The following is a 24,484-nucleotide window of genomic DNA, read 5'->3' as shown; positions in this document are numbered from 1 at the left end:
GGGCATCAGCGCGTTGGGTTAACCCCAAGCAGCGACTGCCCGCTTACGCCCATCATAATGGTGTTTCCTACTTTTTTCACGTCCCGCACATCGCCCCGAACAAACAGGCCCGTCTGGTCGGGCGTCATGGCCTCGAAGCGCCAGCCCCCCCGGTTGCTCAAGACGAGTCCGTGGTTGGCATCGACCTTACCGATCCGCAGCCGCAGCCGGGCGTTGTTCCCCATCAGCAGCAGGTCGGTCGTTCCGTTTTTATCGAAATCACTAGCCAGAATCCCGTAAACGGGTGCGTACTGAGCCGCCAGCGGCAGCGCGTGCGGTACGAGCGTGCCGTTGTCGTTTTCCAGCACCAGCGTCCGCAGCTCGGCAATCTGTTTTTGCCGGGCCTGCCGAAGCTGTTGCTCGTCGAAACACTGTTCGAGCGTGGCGTCGGCATAGGCTTTGTAGTTCGTAAACCGCTTGCGAAGCGACGGCACCTGTTCGCAGATTTCGTCGCGCGAATAGGCCGGATACACTTTTCCCTGTATGGCATAACTCATAAAAAAGTCGAGCGTACCGTTCTGGTCGAAATCGTCGTAGGTCAGCAGCGCCGGCTGGTCGCGGCTGGCCCGGAGCTGGGTGTTGAGGCCCAGGTTACCGACAATCAGATCCAGGTCACCATCGCCGTCGAGGTCGGCTTTTTCGATGCGGCTCCACCAGCCCGTCGGGCTTTCGCTGGCCGAGGGGTCCTGCGGCTTGAGCGTTCCCTGCTGGTTGAGCAGGACCGTAACCGGCATCCACTCGCCCACCACCACCAGGTCGGGCCAGCCGTTTTTGTCGAGATCCAGCACGGCGGCATCGGTCACCATACCCAGCTTACCCAGGGCCCGGCGCGAGAAATTAGCCCGCCCGTCGTTGATGAGCAGGTAGCTTTCTTCGGCCGCCGGATAGCGGTATGGCACGATGGAACCGCCCACGAACAAATCCAGGTCACCGTCGCGGTCAATGTCCAGGACCTTCACACAGCTCCCGTTTTCGGTTTCGGCGGGCAGCGCTTTCGGCACGAACGTACCGCGGCTGTTGAGCCAGAGCTGATCCTGTCGTTTGCCGGCATCGGGCAGTCCGTACCCCCCGTTGACCACGTACAGATCCGGTTGTTTATCCCCGTCGAGGTCGGCCAGCAGCGCATCGGCATTGGCTCCGTTGTCTGCGCCGGGCAACGGTACGGGGCTAAAGGCGCCGGGTGCCGTTTGCCGAAACAGCTGACCGGGTTGCCGGGCGCTGCCACCCGCAAACACATCGGCCAGTCCGTCGCTGTCGATATCCCCCACCGCCAGCCGGGGGCCAGGACTGGTGTACTGCATGGGCAGGAGAATCTGCCGGTCGAAGTCGTTGATCGAGTCGATACGGTGCGTAAAAGCGGGAGCACTTCCTGACCGGAACAGGGTCTGTATGGCGGGCGCTGCCGGAGTATGAACCAGACTTGCCTGTCGGTACGTAACCGTGAGCGTTTGATTGGGCGTTACTGTTTTCAGCGTCTGGGTTTTTCCGTCGGGCCAGCGAACCGTTACCCCCACCGGCTCCGGACCCGAACCCAGCCCGAACAACAGCTGGTCGTGGCTGCACGATTCGAAACCGCGCGTGGGGTACAACTCCTGCGTCTGTGTCTGGCCCCGCCCCGTAACCGTAACCGTTGTGCCGACGCCGAAGGGGTTACCGACCGGACCTTCGAGCCGAAGTTTCAGGTAAGCGGTTTCGCCCGTTTCGCGGCTGCGGTTGCGGTAAATGCGGGCCGTTTCGTTGAGGTTGTTCGTGATGATGTCCAGATCGCCGTCGTTGTCGAGGTCGGCATAGGCACAGCCGTTCGAGATCGTTGGCTGGTCGAAGCCCCAGCGGGTTTGTTCGTTCGTAAACGTCAGGTCGTGGTTATTGCGGAATATGTAGTTCCGGGTGGGCGTCGATGGCATCTGGCGGATCTGCTCCAGCACCGGCATACCCGCAGCCTGATCGGAGAATTTGATAAAGTCGGCGTCGGTGAAATCGCGCAGAATCCCGTTGCTGACAAATACGTCTTTATAGCCGTCCAGGTCAAAGTCGGCCAGCAGTACGCCCCAGCTCCAGTCGGTACCGGCCAGACCGGCCAGCTGACCCAGCTCGGCAAAGCGACCGTCGGCCTGCTGAATCTGGAGCATGTTGCGCATGTTCTGGTGCCAGAAGCCGTTGCGGAGCTGCGCCTGGTATACGTTCCAGTTGTCGGGCCAGGGCAGGGTCTTTTGCCGGGCATTGCTTTCGGGCAGCATGTCCAGCGTCATAATGTCGGGGCGGTCGTCGTTATTGAGGTCGGCTATATCGGCCCCCATGGCTGAGTAGGAGGTGTGCTCTACCCGGTCGCGGAGTTCGTCGCGGAAAGCGGGTCCGTTCGGCGCCGTGCCCAGCTGGTTGATGTAGCAGTAATCATCTTCCACGTAATCATTGGTCACGTACAGGTCGGGCCAGCCATCTCTGTTTATATCCGATACCGAACAGCCCAGCCCGAAGCCGAGCGGATTACCCTTGATACCGGCCGCTGCCGACACATCGATGAAGCGGGGCGCGGGGCCAGCAGCGCCGGGAGTAGCCGACGAACGGGTCGGCTGCGTCGCGTCGCTTTGCTGCTCAGCGCTCATGTTACGAAAGAGCTTATCGCCGGCGTTGGGGTCGCGCTCGGCCCGCATCACGGCGGCTTCTTTGCGCTGGTAGTTCTTGAGGTTGTGGTTGATCAGGAAACAGTCGAGGTCGCCATCGCGGTCGTAATCGAAAAAGGTAGCCTGAACGGAATAGCCCGCGTCGGCCAGGCCGTATTCGGCAGCGCGGTCGGTGAAGGTGAGGTCGTGGTTATTGATGAAGAGCTGATTCCGGCGCAGCGAATCGGGCCGTAGCCCCGAGTAGCAGACGTAGATATCGAGCCAGCCGTCGGCGTTGACATCGGCCAGGGTTACGCCCGTTTTCCAGCCGTTGGCCCGCCCGCCCACGCCGGCTTTCCGGGTCAACTCGTCGAATGTCAGCTCGTCCGTACCCGGCGGGGTCCGGTTTATGTACAGCGCATTGCTGACCTGGTTACCGGTGAAGAAAAGATCGACCCGACCGTCGTTGTTGAGATCGCCGGCCGCTACGCCCCCGCCATTATAGAAGTATTCGAACGCCAGCACGTTTTCCTGCTCGGTTTCGCGCAGCTGGTTGACAAACGTAACCCCCGTAGAGGCCGCTTCGGTTTTCTGAAAAAGAGGATCGTTGTTTCGGCACGCGGTCATTCCCAGAAGAACAGCCAGCCAAACGAACTTAGTCATACTATACTAACGAAATAGAACGGCCGGACGTACAAAGCTCCCGACCGCAAACCGGGCATTATAAATACGAACAGCCGCCCGATGGAGCGGCTGTTCGCGGGATCTTGTCCAGATGGAAATCTGGCTTACCAAACCTGGCTTAGTAGCCGAAGTTCTGCGTCAGGTTCGGGTTGGTATCAACAGCCTGCTGCGGAATGGGGTATACGACCCGGTGATCCGGCGTTGTGTTGGGCTTCTGATCAAAGGGAGCCGTAAACGTACCGAAGCGAATCATGTCGTTCCGGCGCCAGCCTTCCCAGTACAGCTCACGACCGCGCTCGGCCAGCAGGTTCGCTTCGTTCACGGTGGTGAACGGCGTAGCGCCCCGGGCGGTGCGGATCTGGTTGACCAGGCTCAGGGCCGTAGCACCACCCGTTGGCGTACCACCCCGCAGAATCGCTTCGGCTTTCATCAGCAGCACGTCGGCATAGCGGAACAGCACATAGTCGTTACCGGGGTTATCGGTATTTTCGGGGTTGGGCAGGTACTTGATAACCCGGATACCGGCTTTCTCATCCGAGTACAGCAGGTTCAGGTTAGGCGAGTAAACCAGCGGAGCACCCGCCCGGTCGGTCAGGGCCTTGCCAGTCTGATCGTTCTGCTGACCTACCAGGAAGCCCGCCCGCAGGCCGGTCCGGTTGGTCAGGCCCGTGATGGCAGCACCCCGGCGCTGATCGCCGGCTTCGAAGCTGTTGTAGAAATCAGCCAGCGTGGTGAAGCCGTTCCAGCCGCCCGGCGTCTGGTTGTAGTGCAGCGTCATGCGGTAGCGGTTCTGCGCCGATCCCTGCGATGTACCTACTTCGTTGGTGATCACGAAGATCAGTTCTTTCGAGAGGGTCGAGTTATCCCAGTGGAAGTTGTCGAAGTACTTACCCGAGGTGGTCAGCGAGAACGCACCCGATCCGATAATGGCATCGCAGTTGGCAATCACCGCGTTCATATCGGCCGGGGTAAACGTATACGGACCGGCCGGCTGCTCCGGGCTCTGGGTAAATACGGCTTTGTTCAGCAGTACTTTAGCCAGCAGGAAACGAGCGCTATTTTTGTTGGCGCGGCCCGGATCGCCGGTGGCTGGCAGAGTGGCAATGGCGGCATTCAGGTCATCGATGATGAACTGGGTAGCCTCGGCCCGGGTCAGTACGCGCGGGTTCGAATCGAAGCTGGCGTTGGCTTCCCGGAACGGCACTTTACCGTATAGGTCGGCTACGTTGTACATGAAGAACGCCCGCAGGAACCGACCTTCGGCCAGTACGTTTGCATTGCTGCTGGCCGCAGCAATCAGCTCCGTAGCCCGGAATACGCCGGTGTTCAGGTTGTTCCAGGTGGCAATGATCTGGTTATGGGTAGCATCCCAGGAGTGCTGGTGCAACCGGCGCCAGGTGCCGAAGTCGTCCCAGTCAGTACCGCGGGTGGGGCCCATCATCTCATCGGATGCGTGCTCGCCCAGGGCGTAGGTATTGGCCTGGTCAGACAGTCCGTTCACCTGCGCGTATACCCCATTGAGCAGACCCGTCAGATCACCCCCGGCAGCCGCACCGGCGGCCAGGTCGACCGGCTGGCCAACTACTTTATCGTCCAGATCCGTACAGCCCACGGCTGTTAACAGCAGCGCACCAACAACGGCAGAAGTAACGTGAATTGAAGTTTTCATTTGTTTGGTTCAGTTGTCTAATTACAAAGAAGTCAGGTCCATTCTTGAACTATAGAAAGAAACCGTTTAACTAAATTGTTATAAACGAGACAGGTAAATCGATAGATCAGACAGTCATTGAACAATCAGCGACTGCCTGATCAGGTGTTACTTAAAATCCCGCACTCACGCCGAACGTAACGATACGCTGCGATGGGAAAGCGGTATAGTCGATACCCAGCGACGGGATACCATCAATCGACTTGTTCGTGTTCACCTCCGGATCAACCCCCGTATAGCCCGTGATGAGCAGCAGGTTCTGGCCCGTCAGCGACACGCGCAAGTTCCGGATCTGTTTGCTGGTCAGCGGTACGGTATAGCCAACGGTCAGGTTCGACAGGCGCGCAAACGAACCTTTCTCCAGGAAGCGGGTCGATACCAGCGGTGGGTTCAGCGCGTTCTCGGCGCTGTTGGCAGCGTCGACGGTTACGTTACGACCGTTGCGCAGGTTCCCCTTGGTGAAGATGGCGTTGGCGGTGTTGTTGTAGATGTAGTTACCCGACACGCCGTTCCAGAACATGCTGACGTTGAAGTTGCCGAACGATACGTTGTTGGTCACCCCGAAGTTGAAGGTCGGGATGGCGCTGCCTACGTACTCCAGGTTCAGCGACGGATCGGTATAGGTAGCAAACCCGTTGCTGTCGTAGCCGGTGAAGGTCGGCATGAAGAACGAGAACAGCGGCCGGCCGTTCACGATCCGTTGCGCATAGGCACCCGACAGACCCTGGCCGTTAATGGCGCCGGTGTTGTAGATACCCGAGAAGTTGGTCACTTCGTTCTTCAGGAACGTAGCGTTACCCACAATGTCCCAGCGCACTTTGCTGCCGCGCAGAATGTCGTAGGCTACCTGAAGCTCGACCCCGCGGTTGATCACGTTGGCATCGAGGTTGATCCAGCGCGCCCGGGCCGGTGCTGGCTGTGCGTAGAGGGCTTCGAACAGCAGGTCGGTCGTATTCTTGTTGAAGTAATCGATCGTAGCGGTCAGGCGCCCCCCGAAGAAGCCGAGGTCAGCACCGATACCATACTGGGTTGTGGTTTCCCAGCGCAGGTTGTCGTTCGGGGTAATGTCGCGAGCCGTACCGGAGCCGTTATTCGTGAACGTATACAGGTTACGGGTCCGGTTGGCAGGAAACTCCTGGTTACCCGTAATACCGTAGTTAGCCCGCAGCTTGATGTCGACACCCAGGTTTTTGGCGAACGCTTCGTCCGATACGCGCCAGGCCGCAGCCAGGGCCGGGAATACGCCGTACTTGTTGTTGGCACCGAACTTGCTCGATCCATCGGCCCGCACCGTGGCGGTGATCAGGTACTTGTCGTTGATGTTGTAGTTCACCCGGCCAAATACCGACTGCAGTTCGCTCTGGCCCCGGTTAGAGCCAGCCGTGTAGGCTTTGTTGGTGCCGTTGTTGTTGGCCCCGCCAATGTTGTTGGCGTAGGGGAAGAGCGCGTCGGCATCCGGAATAAACAGGTTAGCCTGTACGAAGCTGTACTGGTCCTGGAACTTCTGGTACGAGAAACCGGCTACGGCGTCGAGGTTGCCAATGCCTACTTTCCGGTTGAAATTCAGCGTATGCTCGATCAGCTGCGACGACCGGGTATTGTTCTGGATCGTTGCCTGACCAGCGTTGTTGGTGATGGCAAAGCCCGGAATATTCCGGAAAATCGACGTACGGCGCTCCGAGGCCGAATTGTCGAGACCGAAGTTGATTTTGTACGACAGACCGTCCAGGATTTTCCAGGTGGCGCTGATGCTGGCCAGCGTCCGGTTGGTGCGGCCCTGATCGTCGATCAGATCGAGCAGCGATACCGGGTTCCGGAACGAGTTACCGCGGGGGCGACCAAAGCCCGTGCTGGTCGGATCATCATCATACCCGTCGGGGTTGAAGAACCGGCCCTGCGCGTCGTACACCGGATAGGTTGGGTTGGCCTGGATGGCCGATCCGATCAGGTTACCCTCAAAACCAGCGTTATCGCTGTTTGGTACGTATACGTCATTCACGTTCGAGGTGGTCAGCGCCAGATCGATCACAACCTTATCGTCGAACAGCTCGTGCGAGGCATTGATCCGTCCCGTCAGACGCTTCAGCGCCGATTTCCTGATAACGCCCTGCTGATCCGAATAGCCCAGCGAGAGGTTGTAGCGGGTGTTGTCGTTACCACCCCCGTAGCTCATGTTGTAGTTCTGCGAGAACGAGGTGCGGAAAATCTGGTCCTGCCAGTCGGTCGACGCACCGGCGTTAACGGCCGGCAGCGACGCATCGCCACCTGCCCGGGTTACAGCCGCAGCGTAGTCAGACGCGCTCAGCAGGTCGTACCGACGAAGGGTTCCGCCCACGCTCGTATTGGCCGACAGATTAAACGTCTGCTGGCCCGACTTGCCCCGGCGGGTCGTGATCAGGACAACACCGTTAGCACCGCGCGATCCGTAGATAGCCGCCGACGAAGCGTCTTTCAGCACCGAGATGTTCTCGATATCGTCGGGGTTGAGGAAGTTCAGCGGGTTACGGGCCGACTGCGTACCGGCCCCGAAATCGCGGCCACCGCTGGAGGTTTCGCCCCCGTCGAGCGGGATACCATCAACCACGAAGAGCGGGTTGTTACCCGACCGCAGCGACGATGTACCGCGGATACGGATGTTCACCCCGGCACCGGGTTCACCGCTGGCGGGTGTGATCTGGATACCAGCCGCGCGGCCCTGCAGCAGTTGCTCAGGCGACGCAATCACCCCCTTGTTGAAATCTTTGGTACCGATAGCGACCACAGAACCAGTAGCGTCTTTGGCGCGCTGGGTACCGTACCCAACCACCACCACTTCGTTCAGCGATTTAGTATCGTCCTGTAACGTCAGGTTCACTTCGCTCCGGTTACCTACGGCAACCTCCTGCGTGGCAAACCCAATCGAGCTGAACACCAGCGTGGCTCCGCCGGGTACGTCAGAAAGCCGGTAGGCACCGTCACCATCGGTCGATGTACCCCGGTTAGCCCCTTTAACTTGCACGGTTACACCGGGCAGACCAATCCCCGATTTGTCAACCACCTTACCCGTCAGGGTTGTTCCCTGCGCCCACGCCAGCTGGTTTCCCAGCAGTAGTACCATAGCCAGTAACGATAAAAAGCCGTAGCGAGCTTTCTTACGAAATGGCTGGGGTTGAGCGCTTCCAACCTGACCTACGTAACCACCGAAACGGTCACCTGTGTAGGATTTGTCCATCATAGGTTTACAGTAAAATGTTTTGAATAATTAAAAAAGGTTTTGGTTACTGCCTAAGCTAACTGTCTGCTGAGGCAGCGAATGAGGCCATCCTGGTTTCATAACATTGAATGATCATCGTAACAGGATACAGTCCGGGAGACTGAATTCAGATGGACAGACGCTAGTCAATAACCTACTAAATAAAGCTTTGATACAGACTTAGTATAGCCTATAGTCAAAGTATAATCTATAGCAAAAGTAGCTATCTTGATTCGACAAACGCAAATAGGGAATTGTTAAAATCGGTCTACTATTGGTAAATATAGTACTATATCGAGGAAGTGAGCAGCTACCAGTTTTGTACTTTAAGGTTAAAAAATCATAATCTTTCTGTCTGTTACTGAATAAGTTACCATTATTATCGTTACGCCTTTTCCCTACGCTTTTACCTGGTTCAGGGATATTCACGTAGGATTAATTGAGGAAAAAAAGTACCATTTATAGTAAAAAAAAGCCGTCTGCCAGTCTGTTTCCAGGCTATAAATTGCCCCAAGATCATCTGGTCACAACCTGAGTTTGAGTCAAATCAACTGGGTCGAACCGCTCAAAACCGCACGCTTGATCGCTTCTGTATCCAGCTAATGCCCTTTCATTCCCGCTTTTCAATTTAGCGAACAGGCATACTATGGCTCAGTCAGTCTAAATCAGGCATTTACTTAAGTATATCTACATAAATTATGGAATAATTTTTTACATAAAAATTACATGTGCCCGTATTGCTCTTTTAATATAATATCTAGTTATTTGCAGCCCTATTGCTATTTAATGATTAAATAGTACCACTTTTTGGTAATATTTAGGAATATACCCGTTAGATAGCACAGGCGGTAACCTAGTACTTATACTTAATCCATTTTCAATTTATGATGCACAATTACGCAGTGGTGAGCCGGATCAGCTGTTACCGACTTACTACTCTCGTAAGCAGGCTCCTGCTTACCACACTATTTTTCGCTGTAACAGTTAGCGCATGGGCGCAGGACCGGCAGGTCTCTGGCGTTGTGAAGGATGCTAATGGGGCTGCTATGCCTGGTGTGAGCATTGCGGTCAAAGGCTCTCAGCGCGGAACCAACTCAGATGCCTCCGGCAACTACCGTATTGCGGTTCCAGATCGGGCCGTGCTGGTCTTCAGCTTTGTGGGGTATACCTCGCAGGAAGTTACAGTCGGCAATCAGAGCGTCATTAACGTGTCGCTGACCGAAGATAATCAGACCCTGAACGAAGTCGTTGTTATTGGTTATGGCTCGGTGAAGAAGAAAGACGCTACCGGCGCGGTGAACGTAATTGGCACTAAAGACTTTAACAAAGGGATCATCACCTCGCCCGAGCAGCTCATGCAGGGCCGGGTACCCGGGGTCGCCATCACCCAGAACAGCGGTGAGCCGGGCGGTGGTATCAACATTCGTATCCGGGGTACATCATCCGTACGGAACGGTAATAACCCACTCTTCGTCATTGACGGCGTACCCCTCAGTGGTGATAACACCCAGTCGGATGGTCAGAACTCAGGTATCGGTAACTCTTCGCCCCGGAACCCCCTCAACTTCCTGAACCCGGAAGACATTCAGAGCATCGACATTCTGAAAGATGCGTCGGCCACGGCCATCTACGGATCGCGCGGTGCTAACGGCGTTGTCCTGATCACGACCAAAAAAGGAAAGTCGGGCAAAGGCAGCCTCGAATATTCCCCCTCATTCGGGATCAGCGACATCACCAAACGCTACGACCTGCTGAGTCCTCAAGAATATGCAAAGCTGCAACCCTCCCAGGATCGGGGTGTCAGCACCGACTGGCAGGATGTACTGTTCCGGACGGGTCTGACCAGCCAGCATAACCTCGCTTACGGTGGTGGTGACGGAACGGGCAACTACCGCTTCTCACTTGGCTACCTCGATCAGCAGGGTATCATGCAGAAGAGCTCGCTCAACCGCCTGAGCGCTACCTTCAATGGCAACAAGAAGTTCATCAATAATAAGCTGAATATCGGTATCCAGGCTACGGTATCGGAAACCCAGGATGGAAACATTCCGGTTACCGACAACGCCGGTTACCAGGGTGACCTGCTGGCTGGTATCCTGAAATCGAATCCGACGCTACGCGTTTATAATCCGGACGGCACTCTCTATCAGTCGACCAACGTAGCCGAGCCGAACCCACAGGCCCTGCTCGACCTGTCGCGCGACAATACCAAAACGCTGCGGGCACTGGGTAACCTCAATGCCGAATACGAGATTGCAGCCGGTCTGAAATTCAAGACGGTACTGGGCTTCGACAAGTCGATGTCGTCACGGAAAGCTGCTTTCTCCAAGGACCTCGTCTACCAGGACATCCAGAACGTTGGCCGCCTGTACCTGACCGACATTCAGATTAATAACAATCTGATGGAGAACTACTTCACTTACGACAAGGAGATCAACAAGAACGTAAGTCTGAACGCGCTGCTGGGTTACTCGTACCAGAGCTTCGAATACTCCTTCCAGCGGGCTACGGCAACGAACTTCCGGACGGGTGATCTGGATCTGATGATCAACAACGCAGCCTCTGCCGATAACTCGAAGGGCTTTGGTAGCCTGATCCAGAATACAGCTTATACCAAAGATGAACTGCAGTCGTACTTCGGCCGGGTAAACCTGACCATTGGCAAGCTGATCACGACGGCCACGCTGCGGGCCGACGGCTCGACCCGCTTTGGGGGTGGTAACAAGTACGGTTATTTCCCATCGGCCGCCGTTGCCTACCGCCTGGGCGAAGAGTCGTTCATTCCAAAAGCGGTCTTCTCCGACCTGAAAGTTCGGTTGGGCTACGGCGTAACGGGTAACCAGTCGATTCCGCACAACCTCTACGATCAGCGCCAGCGATTCGGCGACTGGGGTTTCAATGCATCGTCGGATAACATCAACGGCGGTGGCCTGAGTGACGTATCGTTCCCCAACCCGGATCTGAAATGGGAATCTACGGCCCAGTTCAACGCCGGTGTCGACTTCGGCATTGCCGGCAGCCGCGTAACGGGTTCGATCGATTTCTACCGGAAAGACACCAAGGACCTGCTGATTCAGGTTACGTCGGCGCAACCAGCCCTGACGCCTTTCGTCTGGAGAAACCTCGACGCTAACGTGTACAACACTGGGGTTGAACTTGGTCTGAACATCGGCATCGTCGATAAACCTAAGTTTGGCTGGGATGTACAGTTCAACGCAGCGTACAACAAGAACATCGTGAAAAATTACGGTGGTCTGATCAACACCGGCGGCATCAGCGGCCAGGGTCTGACGGGCGCCTTTGCCCAGCGGATCGCCAACGATCAGCCGTTGTTTGCGTTCTTCCTGCGCGAGTTTGGCGGTTACGATGAAGCGGGCAACACCATCTATACGGGTGGCGATGTTCAGAAGTTCATCGGCAAGAGCCCGCTGCCAACCTTTACAGGCGGTCTGACCAATAACCTGCACTACGGCAACTGGAACCTGAGCTTCTTCTTCAACGGGGTGTTCGGCAACTACATCTACAACAACAACGCCAACGCCTTCTTTACCAAGGGTGCTTTCAACAACGGCCGCAACGTAACCCGCGATGTACCTAGCCTGAAAGAAGGCCCCTTCAACGCACCTGACGTATCGACCCGCTTCCTCGAAAACGGATCGTTCGTTCGCCTGCAGAACCTGAGCCTCGGCTACCGTTTCAACACGGGTAACAAAGCCCTCTCAAACCTGCGGCTGTTCCTGACCGGTCAGAACCTCTTCGTCATTACCAAATACACAGGCCAGGATCCTGAGGTAAATACCAACAAATCGCTGAACGGTGTACCATCGCTGGGTATCGATTACACAGCCTATCCCCGCGCTCGTACCTGGACTCTGGGTGCCAACATCGCATTCTAATTCAATCAATTAGTTTAAAAAGACTCATGAACACGCATATAACAAGCAAGGTATTGAGTATGACCGCTGTACTGGCTGTGCTGTCGTCGTGCACAGACCTGAATGTGGTCGAGAAAGATTCGCTGGTCGTTAAGTCGGCCGGTGGGTTCAAATCCGTCGACGTAGCGCAGTCGCTTCAGGCGGTTTACAACGATCTGGGTAACCAGTTTTCAGACCAGGCCAATATCTATGCCCTGGGTGAGCATACCACGGCCGAAATGATTCCGCCCACGCGCGGTGTCGACTGGGGCGATAATGGCGTATGGCGCACGCTTGATCAGCACACCTGGGATGCTACCCACTCCTGGAACCTGAACGCCTGGAACAACCTGAACTCGCAGGTGTTCAAGTGCACGCAGATTCTGGCCTCTAGCCCAACGCCCGCCCAGGCTGCTCAGGCTAAGTTTCTCCGGGCCTGGAATATGTTCTATGTCATGGACTACTGGGGCCAGGTTCCGTTCCGCGAGGCTACTGAAGGGGTAAACGACAACCCGAAGGTGAAAAGCCGGTCAGAAGCTTTCGACTTTATCCTGAAAGACCTGACCGAAGCCCTGCCGGCACTGACCGAGGCTAACCCGGCATCGTCCGACAACTCGATCGGTACGAAAGCAGCGGCCAACTACCTGCTGGCGAAACTGTATCTGAACAAGGCGGTGTTCAAATCAGCCAAAGCCGAAGGCCCCTATACCTTCGATAAGGCCGACATGGACAACGTGGTTAAGGCCGTTGACGCCATCACCGCAGCCGGCTTTAAGCTGAACCCCGATTATTTCAGCAACTTCACCAAAACGGCTGCCAACGAGATCATCCTGACGGGTGCGCAGGGCTCTCCGCAGAACCGCTGGTACATGACGCTGCACTACGATCAGAACCCCTCGGGCTGGAACGGTTTTGCTACCCTGGCCGACTTTTATGACAAGTTCGAGACGAGCGATATCCGGAAGGGTGTACCGGCCAAGAGAGACGGGAAAGAATTCTCGGGCATTGGCCGGGGCTTCCTGATCGGGCAGCAGTATAACGACAAAGGCGCGGCCATCGTCGACTCCCGCACGCAGAAGCCGCTGCAGTTCACCCGCGACGTAACGCTGGCCGGTACGCCTACCGACAAAGGAATCCGGGTTATCAAGTACCACCCCGCCGACGCCAACAAGTACATCATTGCCCGTTATGGCGATGCGTACCTGATGAAAGCCGAAGCGCTACTGCGTTCGGGTAACGCGGCCGCGGCACTGGCGCAGGTAAACGACCTCCGCAAACTGCGGGGTGCGTCGGCGCTGACGTCACTGACCGAAGATGCCATGTTCGACGAGATCGGTCGCGAAACCTACTGGGAAGGCGGCAAGCGGACGGTAGAAGTTCGCTTTGGCAAGTTCCTGACCGGCACCGGGGTTGACAACAAGAGCGCGCACACGGTACTGTTCCCCATTCCGTCTGACGCTACAGTATCGAACCCGAACCTGAAACAGAACCCAGGCTATTAATTGCCGGCCTGTCTATGCATCCCCAAAACGCCGTTGGGCGTTTTGGGGATATTTCTTTCCTGTACTTCCGTATCCATCGTACCATGAAACTTTCTTTTCTGCTCATGGGCCTGCTGGCTGGCTGGCTGGCGGGCTGCCGCACAGAGGCCTCTGTCGATGAGTTGTATGCATCGCTTAAACCGGGCCAGGCCCGGGTCTGGATTCAACTCGACGGTGCCGATTTCTACCCGACCGAGAGTCGGTTCAGCGGACCGGTCGATGTCTACGATACGTATATGCGACTCAACCTGTTCGATCAGTTTGACAGCAATATCATTGTAGCGTTCAGCGGCAGCGACTGGTACAAAGAAAAACCCATCAGGCGGCAGGTATTCCTCGACAACCAGGTGGCGGGCAGCGTTATGATCGGCCGGCTGATCGACAAAGCCAACCGGCGGGGCGAAGGCTACCTGATGACCGACGGCACCATTACCGTTGAAAGTCTGTCGGACAACAAACTTGTCATGCGCCTGACCGGCAAAGCGGGTAAGTATGAATTTCAGCGGATACCCACCAAATGGATTACCGTACAGGGGCTGATCGTGATCCGAAACCCCAGCCTGCGACTTCAGCACGTCACCCGAAAAGACGTGTTCTTCTGAGCCCATCCCCTCTTTTGACAGACACCGTAACGACGCAACCGCGTGAATTCAACCCTATTTCGTCCGGCTTTAGTACCGGCTGTTGTACTCGCCCTGCTGGCCAGTCTCTTCGCCTGCTCGACCCCGGCCGATAAAGCCCTGTTCGAGCGAATGGATAACGACCGGATCGGCATCACGTTCGAGAACAAGGTGGTCAACCGCGAAGATTTCAACATCTTCAACTACCGCAACTTCTATAATGGCGGGGGCGTAGCCGTGGGCGACCTCACCAACGACGGCCTGCCCGATGTTTACTTCACGGCTAACATGGGCGCCAACAAGCTGTACCTCAACCAGACCAAACCCGGCACGGGCAACTGGCAGTTTACCGATATTACCGACCAGGCAGGCGTGGGCGGTACGGGCAAGTGGGGCACCGGCGTCGTCATGGTCGATATCAACAGCGACGGCTGGCTCGATATTTACGTCTGCTACGCGGGTTATCAAAAAGGCATTGGCCAGCATAACGAACTCTACATCAATAACGGCCTGAAAAACGGCGTACCGACCTTTACCGAATCGGCCCGTCAGTACGGACTCGACGATAACGGCTACACTACCCACGCGGCCTTTTTCGACTACGACCGCGATGGTGACCTCGACTGCTATATTCTCAACAATAGCTTCATCCCCGTCAATACCCTCGACTTTGCCAACAACCGAACGCTGCGGGCTAAAGACTGGCCCGTCAAGGATTTTCTCAAAGGCGGTGGTGACCGACTTATGCGCAATATGACGGTAGAGCGCGGGGCAGAAACCAAGCCGGTTCGGACGCCGGTATTTGTCGACGTGAGTGAGCAGGCCGGTATTTACAGCAGCCTGATCGGGTTCGGGCTGGGCGTGACCATCGGCGACGTCAACAACGATAGCTGGCCCGACGTTTACGTTTCCAATGACTTTTTTGAAAAAGACTACCTCTATATCAATAACCAGGACGGCACCTTCCGCGAAGACATCGAGCGCCGGATGAACCATCTCAGCATCGCGTCTATGGGCGCCGATCTGGGCGATATCAACAACGACGGCTATCCCGAACTGTTCACGACCGAGATGCTGCCCCGCGATGAATTTCGGAAGAAAACAACCTCCTCGTTCGAGAATCATTATCTCTTCAACCTCAAAAAAGAGCGCGGCTTCTATAATCAGTATCAGCAAAACTGCCTCCAGCTCAACAACCAGGACGGCACCTTCAGCGAAATTGCCTATTATGCCGACGTGGCCGCCAGCGACTGGAGCTGGGGGGCGCTGCTGTTCGACGCCGATAACGACGGATACAACGATATCTATGTCTGTAACGGCATTTACCACGACGTCATCGATCAGGACTTTATCGATTTCTTCGCTAACGATCTGGCCCAGACCAAGGCCATGTCCGGCAAAAAGAAAGAGTTCGACGAGGTCGTGCGCAACATGCCCTCTACTCCTATTCCGAATACCTTCTTTCATAATAACCGCAACCTGACGTTTACCGAAAACGCCCGGCAGATGGGCCTCGGCGACCCGTCGTTCTCAAACGGAGCCGCCTACGCCGACCTCGACAACGACGGTGACCTCGACCTGGTTGTCAACACCGTAAACCAGCCCTGCCTCATCTACCAGAACCACGCCGGACAGAAAGCGCCGGACCATCATTATCTGAAAGTAAAACTGGTAGGCGAGGGACTCAATACCTTTGCCATCGGCTCAACCATCGAACTGATTCACCGGGGGCAGGTTATCAGCCGCTACCTGGCGCCCTCCCGCGGTTTTCAGTCCAGCACCGAGTACGTACAAACGCTCGGACTGGGCGCCATCGGGCAGCCCGACTCGCTCCGCATCCGGTGGTATGACGGGCGCGTCAGTCTGATCAACGCACCCAAAACCGACCGACTCCTCACCCTCTCCATCCGCGACGCTCGGCCCCCGGCCCCGGTCCGGCCCCAACGCACCGGCCCCACTCTGCTCGAACGGATACAGTCGCCCTTCGTTGCGCACCGGGAAGACCCATACGACGATTTTTATAACGAACGAAACATCCCCGCCCGACTCTCGACCGAAGGGCCCAAAGCCGCCATCGGCGACGTCGACGGCGACGGGCGCGATGACCTTTACATCGGCGGAGCCAAAGGGCAGCCCGGCCAGCTTTATCGGCAGACGGCCACCGGATTTCAGCCCTCAGCCCAGACCATTTTTACCCGGCTTGCCTCCTTTGAAGATACGGCCGCCCAGCTCTTCGACGCCGACAACGACGGCGATCTGGACCTGGTCATCGGGAGCGGAGGCAACCAGGTTGCGGCCGGTTCGCCGGAACTGATGAACCGACTGTACCTGAACGACGGCCACGGCCAGTTTACCCTGAACGGCCGCGCCCTGCCGCCAACCGGCATGAATACAGGCGTTATCGTTCCGATGGATTACGATGGCGATGGCGACCTGGACCTCTTTGTCGGTAGCCGGAGTTACCCGCAGGAGTACGGTCTCACTCCACCGAGCTACCTCCTTCAGAACGACGGCGGGGGCTATTTCCAGGACGTATCGGCCCGGTTCGCACCGGAGTTTGCCGCGCTCGGCATGGTACGCGATGCGGCCTGGACCGACGTTACCGGCGACAAACGGCCCGACCTGGTTGTGGCCGGCGACTGGATGGCTCCGCAGGTATTTTCGGTCCAGGGCGGTATGTTTAGAAAAGTAGATACCGGCCTCGATGCGTTTACCGGGTTCTGGGGCAGCCTCAAAGCCGCCGACGTAGACAACGATGGCGATACGGATCTGGTACTCGGCAATCTGGGCCTGAACAGCGCCCTGCGCGGTACGCCAGACCAGCCGCTGACCCTGTTCGTCAACGACTTCGACAAGAATGATCGACTGGACAAGATCATGACCCGAACCAGTGCCGACCATCGCCTGATGCCGGTTTTCCTGAAGCGCGAAATGACCGACCAGTTTCCTTTTCTAAAACGCCAGAGTTTGAAACATGCCGACTACGCCCGCAAATCGATTCAGGACCTGTTTCAGGATGAGATTCTGGCGACCAGCCAGACGCGAACGGTTAGCTACTGCCAGTCGGCCATTGCGCTCAACAACGGGGCGGGCCGGTTTACGCTCCAGGCACTACCGGCTCCGGTGCAGCTGTCGTGCGTAAACGCCATAGCCTGGCAGGACGTAAACGCCGACGGCCTGAACGACCTGATTCTGGGCGGCAACTTTACCCAGTTCATTCCGCAGTTCGGTCGGCTGGACGCCTGCCGGGGCCTGGTCCTGCTGAACCAGCGCCGGGGACAGTTCAGCGTAGTACCAACCCGGCAAAGCGGTTATCTGGAAACCGGGGAGGTCAAGCAAATCAGCCCCTTACGCATCGGTCAGCAAATCCATTTGCTTACCTTAGCCAACCAGTCGAAACCCAGTCTGTACCACATCAGTCACTGATGCTGCCGTAAAAAACCATGGCGAACCTCAACACCACTGTTACGAAAACTCACCGGTACGATGCCATCGTGATCGGGTCCGGCATCAGCGGGGGCTGGGCCGCTAAAGAACTCTGCGAGAAAGGCCTGAAAACGCTGGTGCTGGAGAAAGGACGGCTCGTCAACCACATCGACGACTACCCGACCATGAACCACGACCACTGGGACTTCACGCACCGGGGTAACCTGAGCCATCAGGACCAGAAAGAGTACTACGTGCAGGTTCGCAGCGGGTTCGTGGGCGAGAGCACCAAGCATTTTTTCACCAAAGACATTGACGATCCCTACGAGGAGATCAGGCCCTTCGACTGGATACGGGGTAACCAGACCGGCGGCCGGTCGCTGATCTGGGGCAGGCACTGCTACCGATGGAGCGACCTCGACTTTACGGCCAACGCCCGCGAAGGTATTGCCATCGACTGGCCCATTCGCTACAAAGACCTGGAGCCCTGGTATACATACGTTGAGAAATTTGTCGGCATCAGTGGCGAAAAACTGGGCCTCGCCCACCTGCCCGATGGCTATTTTCTGCCACCGATGGAGCTGAACTGCATGGAGAACCACGTCAAGCAGGCCGTCATGAAAAAATTCAGCAACCGCCCCGTCACCATTGGGCGGGTAGCGCACCTGACCGACCCCCAGCCCTGGCATCAGGAGCTGGGCCGGGCCCAATGCCAGAACCGCAATCGCTGCTCGCGGGGCTGCCCGTACGGCGCTTACTTCAGCAGCAACGCGGCTACCCTGCCAGCAGCCAACCGAACCGGCAACTTCACAATCCGGCCCAACTCGGTGGTCCATTCCATTATTTTCGATGAGAAAGCCGGCAAAGCAACCGGCGTGCGGGTCGTGGATCGGGAAACGAAAGAGATGACCGAGTTCTACGCGAAACTGATCTTCTGCTGCGCGTCGTCGATGGCATCGACCCAAATCCTGCTGAACTCCAGATCCCGGCGTTTTCCCAACGGACTAGGCAACGACAGTGGCGAGCTGGGGCATAATATCATGGATCACCACTATCACGTGGGAGCCGTGGGCACTTACGATGGCTTCGAAGACCAGTACTATAAAGGACGGCGACCCGGCGGGTTGTTCATTCCGCGCTACGTCAACCTCGATGCCAGCACCAGAAACCCCAACTTCCTGCGGGGCTACGACTATCAGGGGGCGGGCGCCGGACGCGACAACTGGGGCGCGGGCGTCAACCAGCCGGGCGTAGGAGCGTCCTTCAAAGACAGCCTCTTCAAACCCGGTGGCTGGAGTATGGGGCTGATGGGGTTCGGCGAGGTGCTGCCCGACCATAACAATAAAGTGACGCTGAGCCCGAATAAAAAAGACCAGTGGGGCCTGCCCACGCTGGTGTTCGATGCCGACTTTGGAGCCAACGAGCGGGCCATGCGCAAACAGATGATGGCCGATGCGGCCGATATGCTCGAAGCCAGCGGCCTCAGCAATATTAAAACGTTCGACCACTCGGGCGGCATGGGTGTCGGCGTTCACGAAATGGGCACGGCCCGTATGGGTCGTGATCCGAAAACGTCGGTCCTGAACGGCAACAACCAGGTCTGGGGTTGTAGCAACCTGTTCGTGACCGATGGCGCCTGTATGACCTCTTCGTCCTGCGTAAACCCGTCTATTACGTATATGGCCCTAACCGCCCGGGCCGTTGATTTTGCCACCCGATCCTTAAACCGCCACGAGCTATGAACCGCCGGGACGTACTCAAACAATCGGCTCTGTTTATGGGCTACTCCGTCTCGGTCGGGGCATTGAGCGAGCTGTTTACGGCCTGTTCGAAACCCGTTTCCCTGACCTGGGAGCCCATTTTCCTGACCGATAGCCAGGCCAATACCATTACCGAAATTGCCGAAACCATTCTGCCCCGCACCGGTACGCCGGGCGCCAAAGACATCGGGGTGCCACAGTTCATCGACAAGATGCTGAACGACCTCCTCTCGGAAGACGAACAGGCCCGCTTCATCGACGGGCTGAACGCGCTCGACGAAGCCGCCGAAGAGGCTTACGGCACCTCGTTTGTTGAGGCTACACCTGCCCAGCGCGAGGCCCTGCTGCTCAGGCTGGACCACGAGGCTGCCAAAACACCGCTCTCGCTCTGGGGCATTACGCTGGAAGACAGTCCGCCAACGGCCTTCTACCGCCAGCTGAAAGGGCTCACCCTGCTTGGCTACTTCACCAGCGAACAGGTTGGCAAAAAAATTCTGAGTTACGATCCGCTGCCGGGCAACTTCATTGCCTGTATGCCCCTGCCCGCTTCGGGTATGAATGCCTGGAATGAATAACCGCATCTGTTCTCTTTTCGCTGCGGCATCGGTAGCACTGACCCTGTTTACCTGCCAGAAAGCCGACCGTCAGCCAGCTACCTTCCGGTTGCTCGACGCGACCCGTACCGGCATTTCCTTCACGAACGAGCTGGTGCCGACCAACGAGCTGAATATCTTCAGCTACATGTACTTCTACAACGGAAGTGGCGTGGGAGCTGGCGATTTCAACAACGACGGGCTGGTCGATTTGTGCTTCACGGCCAATACCGGCCCCAACCGCCTGTACCTGAACAAGGGCCAGCTCCGGTTTACCGACGTTACCGAACAGACCGGTATCAATACCGGCAAAGGCTGGGCCAATGGTGTGTCGGTCGTTGATATCAACCAGGACGGTTTGCTCGACCTGTATATCAGCCAGGTCAGCGGCTACGCCGATTTCAAAGGGCATAACCGGCTCTTCGTCTGCCGCGAAATTACCAAAGCGGGCGTACCCGTATACGACGAACGCGCTGCCGAGTATGGGCTCGATCTGGTTGGGCTGGGTACCCAGGCAGCCTTCATCGACTACGATGCCGACGGCGACCTGGATCTGTTTCAGCTTAACCACTCACTCCACCAGAACGGCACGTTCGGCTTCCGAAGCGCTTTCCAGGGAAAACCGCATTCAACCGCCGGCGACCGGCTCTTCCGTAACATGAGCGTTGAGCGGGGACCCGGCCAGCCCGTTTCGTTCGTGGAGGTGACGCAGCAGGCTGGCGTGATCAGCGATGTGCTGGGCTACGGGCTGGGCGTAGGTACGGGCGATGTGAACTTCGATGGCTATCCCGATCTGTACATCGGCAACGACTTTCACGAGAACGACTATCTGTACATCAACCAGCCCGACCCCAAAACCGGAGCGCGGCTTTTTCGGGAGGAGCTCGACCGCCAGATCCGGCATACGAGCCAGTTCTCGATGGGCATCGACATTGCCGATATCAACAACGATGCGTTTCCGGAAATCATCTCGCTCGACATGCTTCCGTTCGACCGCGAGATTCTGAAACGGTCGGAGGGCGAAGACTCGTACAACATCTTCAAATACAAAATCAGGCAGGGCTATAATTACCAGTTTGCGCGCAACAACCTCCAGCTTAACAACGGGAACAACACGTTCTCGGAGATCGGTATGTATGCCGGGGTCCACGCTACCGACTGGTCCTGGTCGCCCCTGTTCATGGATTTCGACAACGACGGCCGCAAAGACCTGTTCATCTCGAACGGGATTCCGAAGCGCATGAACGACATCGACTACATCGCGTTCGTATCCAACGAAACCATACAGGCGCGCATGGACCGGAAGGAGTTTACCGAAAACGACCAGTCGCTGACCGACAAGCTGCCCGAGATCAAACTGCCCAACAAGTTTTTTCGCAACCAGCCCGACCTCCGGTTTCAGGACCTGGCCGCTACCATCGACAACGACAAACCCGCCTATTCGAACGGAGCCATCTACGCCGACCTCGACAACGACGGCGACCTCGACGTGGTGACCAACAACATCAACGACCACCCCTTCGTCTACGAAAATCTGTCCGACACCTATGCACCCGGCAACCAGTCGCTGACTATCCGGCTGACGGGCGCAGCTCCCAACCGGAACGCCATCGGCGCAAAGTGCCTGATTTACAGAAAGGGCGAGGTACTGAGCTACGAAAAATTTCCGGTGCGGGGCTTTCAGTCGAGTATGGAAGGGCCGCTCACAGTCGGGCTGGGCCGCCGGGCTACCATCGATTCGATGCTGGTCGTCTGGCCCGACAACCGCTACCAGCGCGTCATGCCCGACAGCAGCCAGCGGGTTATCTCGCTCCGCTACCAGCCCGGCCTGCCCCGCTTCGACTACGCGGCTCACCGGCCCCGCCAGCCCCGGACAACCGCCTTTACCGATATTACCCGCCCGGCAAACCTGATTTACCAGCATCAGGAAAACAACTTCAACGAGTTTGACCGCGAAGCCCTGATTCCGCACATGATGTCGGCCGAAGGCCCACCGCTGGCGGTTGCCGACGTAAACCGCGACGGACGCGACGACGTATTTGTTGGTTCGGCGCGGGATGGCAAAAGCGGCCTGTTTGTGCAGCAACCCAATGGTACGTTTAGCCAGACCTACCAGCCAGCCTTTGACCGCGACAGCGTCTACGAAGATGTTGACGCCGTGTTTGCCGACGTCGACGGCGACGCTGACCCCGATCTGGTGGTGGCCAGCGGAGGCAACGAATACCGGGGCACCTCCGAGTATACCCAGCCCCGCCTGTACCTGAACGACGGGCGCGGGCAGTTCAGCCGCAAACCCGATGCTTTTCCGGGTATCTATCTCACGGCGGCCTGCGTACGGGCTACCGACCTCACCGGCGACGGAAAGCCGGAACTGTTCATTGGCGGCCGAACCATTCCGTTCGAGTACGGCATGCCGCCCCGCTCCTACCTGCTGCGGAACGATGGCACCGGCCGCTTTACCGACATGACCGCCCGCCAGGCTCCGGAAGCCGCCACGATCGGTCTGGTCAAACAGGCCGAATGGGTCGATTTCGATGCCGACCACGACCCCGACCTGCTGCTGACGCTGGAATGGGATGGCATCTGCCTGCTCGAAAACCGGCAGGGCCACTTTACCAAACGGATGCTGACCGACCTGAAAGGCTGGTGGAACTTCAGCCTGCCCCACGATTTCGACAACGATGGCGATCTCGACATACTGGTGGGCAACCTGGGGCTCAACAGCCGGCTGCACGCCAGCGTTGAGCAGCCTGTCCGGCTGTACGTGGGCGACTTTGACCATAATCAGAAAACGGATCAGCTGCTAACCTACTACCTGGGTAACGAAGAGGTGCTGTTTGCCAACAAAGCCGAAACCGAGAAGCAGTTTCCCTTTATCAAGAAGAAGTTCATCTACGCCCGCGACTTTGCCCGAGCCAGTATTGCCGACCTCATCGGTGCCGATAACCTGACCGACGCCCGCCGGCTCGAAGCCAACACCTTCGAGAACCTGATGCTGGTTAACGAGGGCAACGGTCGGTTCTCGGCCCGGCCGCTGCCGATGTTGGCGCAATTGGCGCCCTATCAGGCCGCTACCGTCATCGATGCCAACGGCGATAACTTGCCCGATGTGCTCATGGGCGGCAATTTCTACGGCTGCAACATTCAGATGGGGCGCTACGATGCCGATTATGGCCTCGTACTGATCAATAAAGGACAATGCCGGTTTGAACCGACACGCCTGAACGGCCCACCCCTGACCGGGCAGGTCAAACGCATACTGCCCCTGCGGATCGGAAGCAGGCCCGCGCTGGCCATTGCCCGCAACAACGACTCGCTGCTGCTGCTGCAACCAGCTCTGACCAGGTCATCGGCCGGGCGGTAGTCGGTTCAGGCGACGGCGTAACGACTGGCAGCCTGCTCGGCATGAGCCCGGATACGGCTCGGCTCGGTATCGGCCGGTTTAGGATCAGCGGGGGCGTCCTGGTTTCCCCGGCTGGCCAGGGTACGGATGTGTTCGGTCAGCAGATCGATCTGCTGATGCAGCAAGGCAATTTGTTCGTGTACCAGCATGGCGCATATAGGTTTAACAGGATTGTCAGACGATATAATAGCCTCTTCACGGAAGATAGGATCAGTGTTCTTCGGGTACGAGAGTCTCGGCGTCTACTGGCGTTGTAACCCGGTTCGATGGCCAGGTAATCAGCAGAACTATGATGGCCCCAATTACGGCCCACGAGTAGGGCGCGGGCAAACTGGTTTTGGTCAGCGCATGCAGGCAGACAACCACCGCTACGGATCGGGTTCGGGTCACGGCCGCATTCAGGCCGTAGGCACCAATCAGAATCATGCCCAGAAACGTAAGCGCGAAGTTCAGGTTCAACAGGTCTTTGTAGAACACAAAATGCCAGCCGAACCAGAGCAGGCCACTTACCACACTCCGCGTCATGACGGGCAGCGGCAGCAGCGCTTCGTACAGGAACCCACGCCAGCCCCATTCTTCGCCCACGCAGTACACCAGCACCGACACGGTAAACAGCACGTTTCGGGTCAGGGCGTCGGTCGTAATGTCGTAGCCCGTACCGGCCGCTACCAGCCATCCCAGCGGCAGCAAGGCCAGGATCAGCCACGACCGCAGCGGCTGCGACCCGGCCCAGGACACCGGCCCGACCCGCCGAAATACGAGAAGCCCGGCCAGCAATGGCCCCAGCGACACCGGAATACTGGTATCAATCCTGCTGGCGGCCCAGCTTCCGGCGGGCATCAGCGCCCCGGCCATATAACTACCCCCCCAGGAAATCAGACAGGCCAGGAGCCAGAACAGACCTATGCGCTTCCAGTCAATGGCGCGGAAGTCGTAGGAGGAGTGAGCGAGTGAGGTCATGGCA

12 protein-coding genes are annotated in these 24,484 nt (G+C 57.4%); 7 read left to right on the top strand and 5 right to left on the bottom strand.

What is annotated here, in order from left to right:
- Positions 1-5: 5 nt before the first annotated feature.
- The 3 genes from EQG79_RS19145 to EQG79_RS19135 all read right to left on the bottom strand — a co-directional run bounded on the left by EQG79_RS19145 (position 6) and on the right by EQG79_RS19135 (position 8,245).
- The gene (locus tag EQG79_RS19145; protein WP_240699396.1) at positions 6-3,302 is read right to left on the bottom strand and encodes a VCBS repeat-containing protein; all 3,297 of its coding nucleotides are present in this window, start codon (positions 3,300-3,302) and stop codon (positions 6-8) included.
- Positions 3,303-3,441: 139 nt separating this feature from the next.
- Positions 3,442-4,992, bottom strand: a complete 1,551-nt coding sequence (locus EQG79_RS19140; protein WP_077919537.1) for a RagB/SusD family nutrient uptake outer membrane protein — start codon at positions 4,990-4,992, stop codon at positions 3,442-3,444.
- Positions 4,993-5,143: 151 nt separating this feature from the next.
- Positions 5,144-8,245, bottom strand: a complete 3,102-nt coding sequence (locus EQG79_RS19135) for a SusC/RagA family TonB-linked outer membrane protein (RefSeq protein WP_236648574.1) — start codon at positions 8,243-8,245, stop codon at positions 5,144-5,146.
- A 902-nt stretch (positions 8,246-9,147) separates the two neighbouring features.
- On the opposite strand from EQG79_RS19135, the gene EQG79_RS19130 reads away from it, so the two are divergent.
- From EQG79_RS19130 to EQG79_RS19100, 7 genes are all read left to right on the top strand, one after another.
- A complete protein-coding gene (locus tag EQG79_RS19130; RefSeq protein WP_129603253.1) occupies positions 9,148-12,159 on the top strand; it encodes a SusC/RagA family TonB-linked outer membrane protein in 3,012 nt (1,003 codons plus the stop codon).
- A gap of 59 nt (positions 12,160-12,218) precedes the next feature.
- Positions 12,219-13,679: a RagB/SusD family nutrient uptake outer membrane protein gene (locus EQG79_RS19125; RefSeq protein ID WP_240699394.1), complete on the top strand. Its 1,461-nt coding sequence runs from the start codon at positions 12,219-12,221 to the stop codon at positions 13,677-13,679.
- 83 nt (positions 13,680-13,762) lie between these two features.
- Positions 13,763-14,320, top strand: a complete 558-nt coding sequence (locus tag EQG79_RS19120) for a hypothetical protein (protein WP_129603249.1) — start codon at positions 13,763-13,765, stop codon at positions 14,318-14,320.
- Between the two features lie 42 nt (positions 14,321-14,362).
- A complete protein-coding gene (locus EQG79_RS19115; protein ID WP_240699393.1) occupies positions 14,363-17,764 on the top strand; it encodes a VCBS repeat-containing protein in 3,402 nt (1,133 codons plus the stop codon).
- A gap of 17 nt (positions 17,765-17,781) precedes the next feature.
- A complete protein-coding gene (locus tag EQG79_RS19110) occupies positions 17,782-19,506 on the top strand; it encodes a GMC oxidoreductase (RefSeq protein WP_129603247.1) in 1,725 nt (574 codons plus the stop codon).
- On the top strand, positions 19,503-20,099 hold the full coding sequence (locus EQG79_RS19105) for a gluconate 2-dehydrogenase subunit 3 family protein (RefSeq protein ID WP_129603245.1): 597 nt from the start codon (positions 19,503-19,505) through the stop codon (positions 20,097-20,099). Before EQG79_RS19110 ends, EQG79_RS19105 begins: the two co-directional genes overlap by 4 nt.
- Entirely contained in the window at positions 20,092-23,481 is a 3,390-nt protein-coding gene (locus EQG79_RS19100) for a VCBS repeat-containing protein (protein WP_129603243.1), read from the top strand. The genes EQG79_RS19105 and EQG79_RS19100 overlap by 8 nt, the downstream gene beginning before the upstream one ends.
- A gap of 5 nt (positions 23,482-23,486) precedes the next feature.
- On the opposite strand, the gene EQG79_RS19095 is transcribed toward EQG79_RS19100, so the two are convergent.
- On the bottom strand, positions 23,487-23,669 hold the full coding sequence (locus EQG79_RS19095) for a hypothetical protein (protein ID WP_077919545.1): 183 nt from the start codon (positions 23,667-23,669) through the stop codon (positions 23,487-23,489).
- 61 nt (positions 23,670-23,730) lie between these two features.
- On the bottom strand, positions 23,731-24,480 hold the full coding sequence (locus EQG79_RS19090; RefSeq protein WP_129603241.1) for a CPBP family intramembrane glutamic endopeptidase: 750 nt from the start codon (positions 24,478-24,480) through the stop codon (positions 23,731-23,733).
- Positions 24,481-24,484 lie beyond the last annotated feature (4 nt).

Origin of the sequence: Spirosoma sordidisoli (assembly GCF_004138325.1) — a bacterium.
GTDB lineage: Bacteria > Bacteroidota > Bacteroidia > Cytophagales > Spirosomataceae > Spirosoma > Spirosoma sordidisoli.
This window is presented reverse-complemented; position numbering and strand designations above follow the sequence as displayed.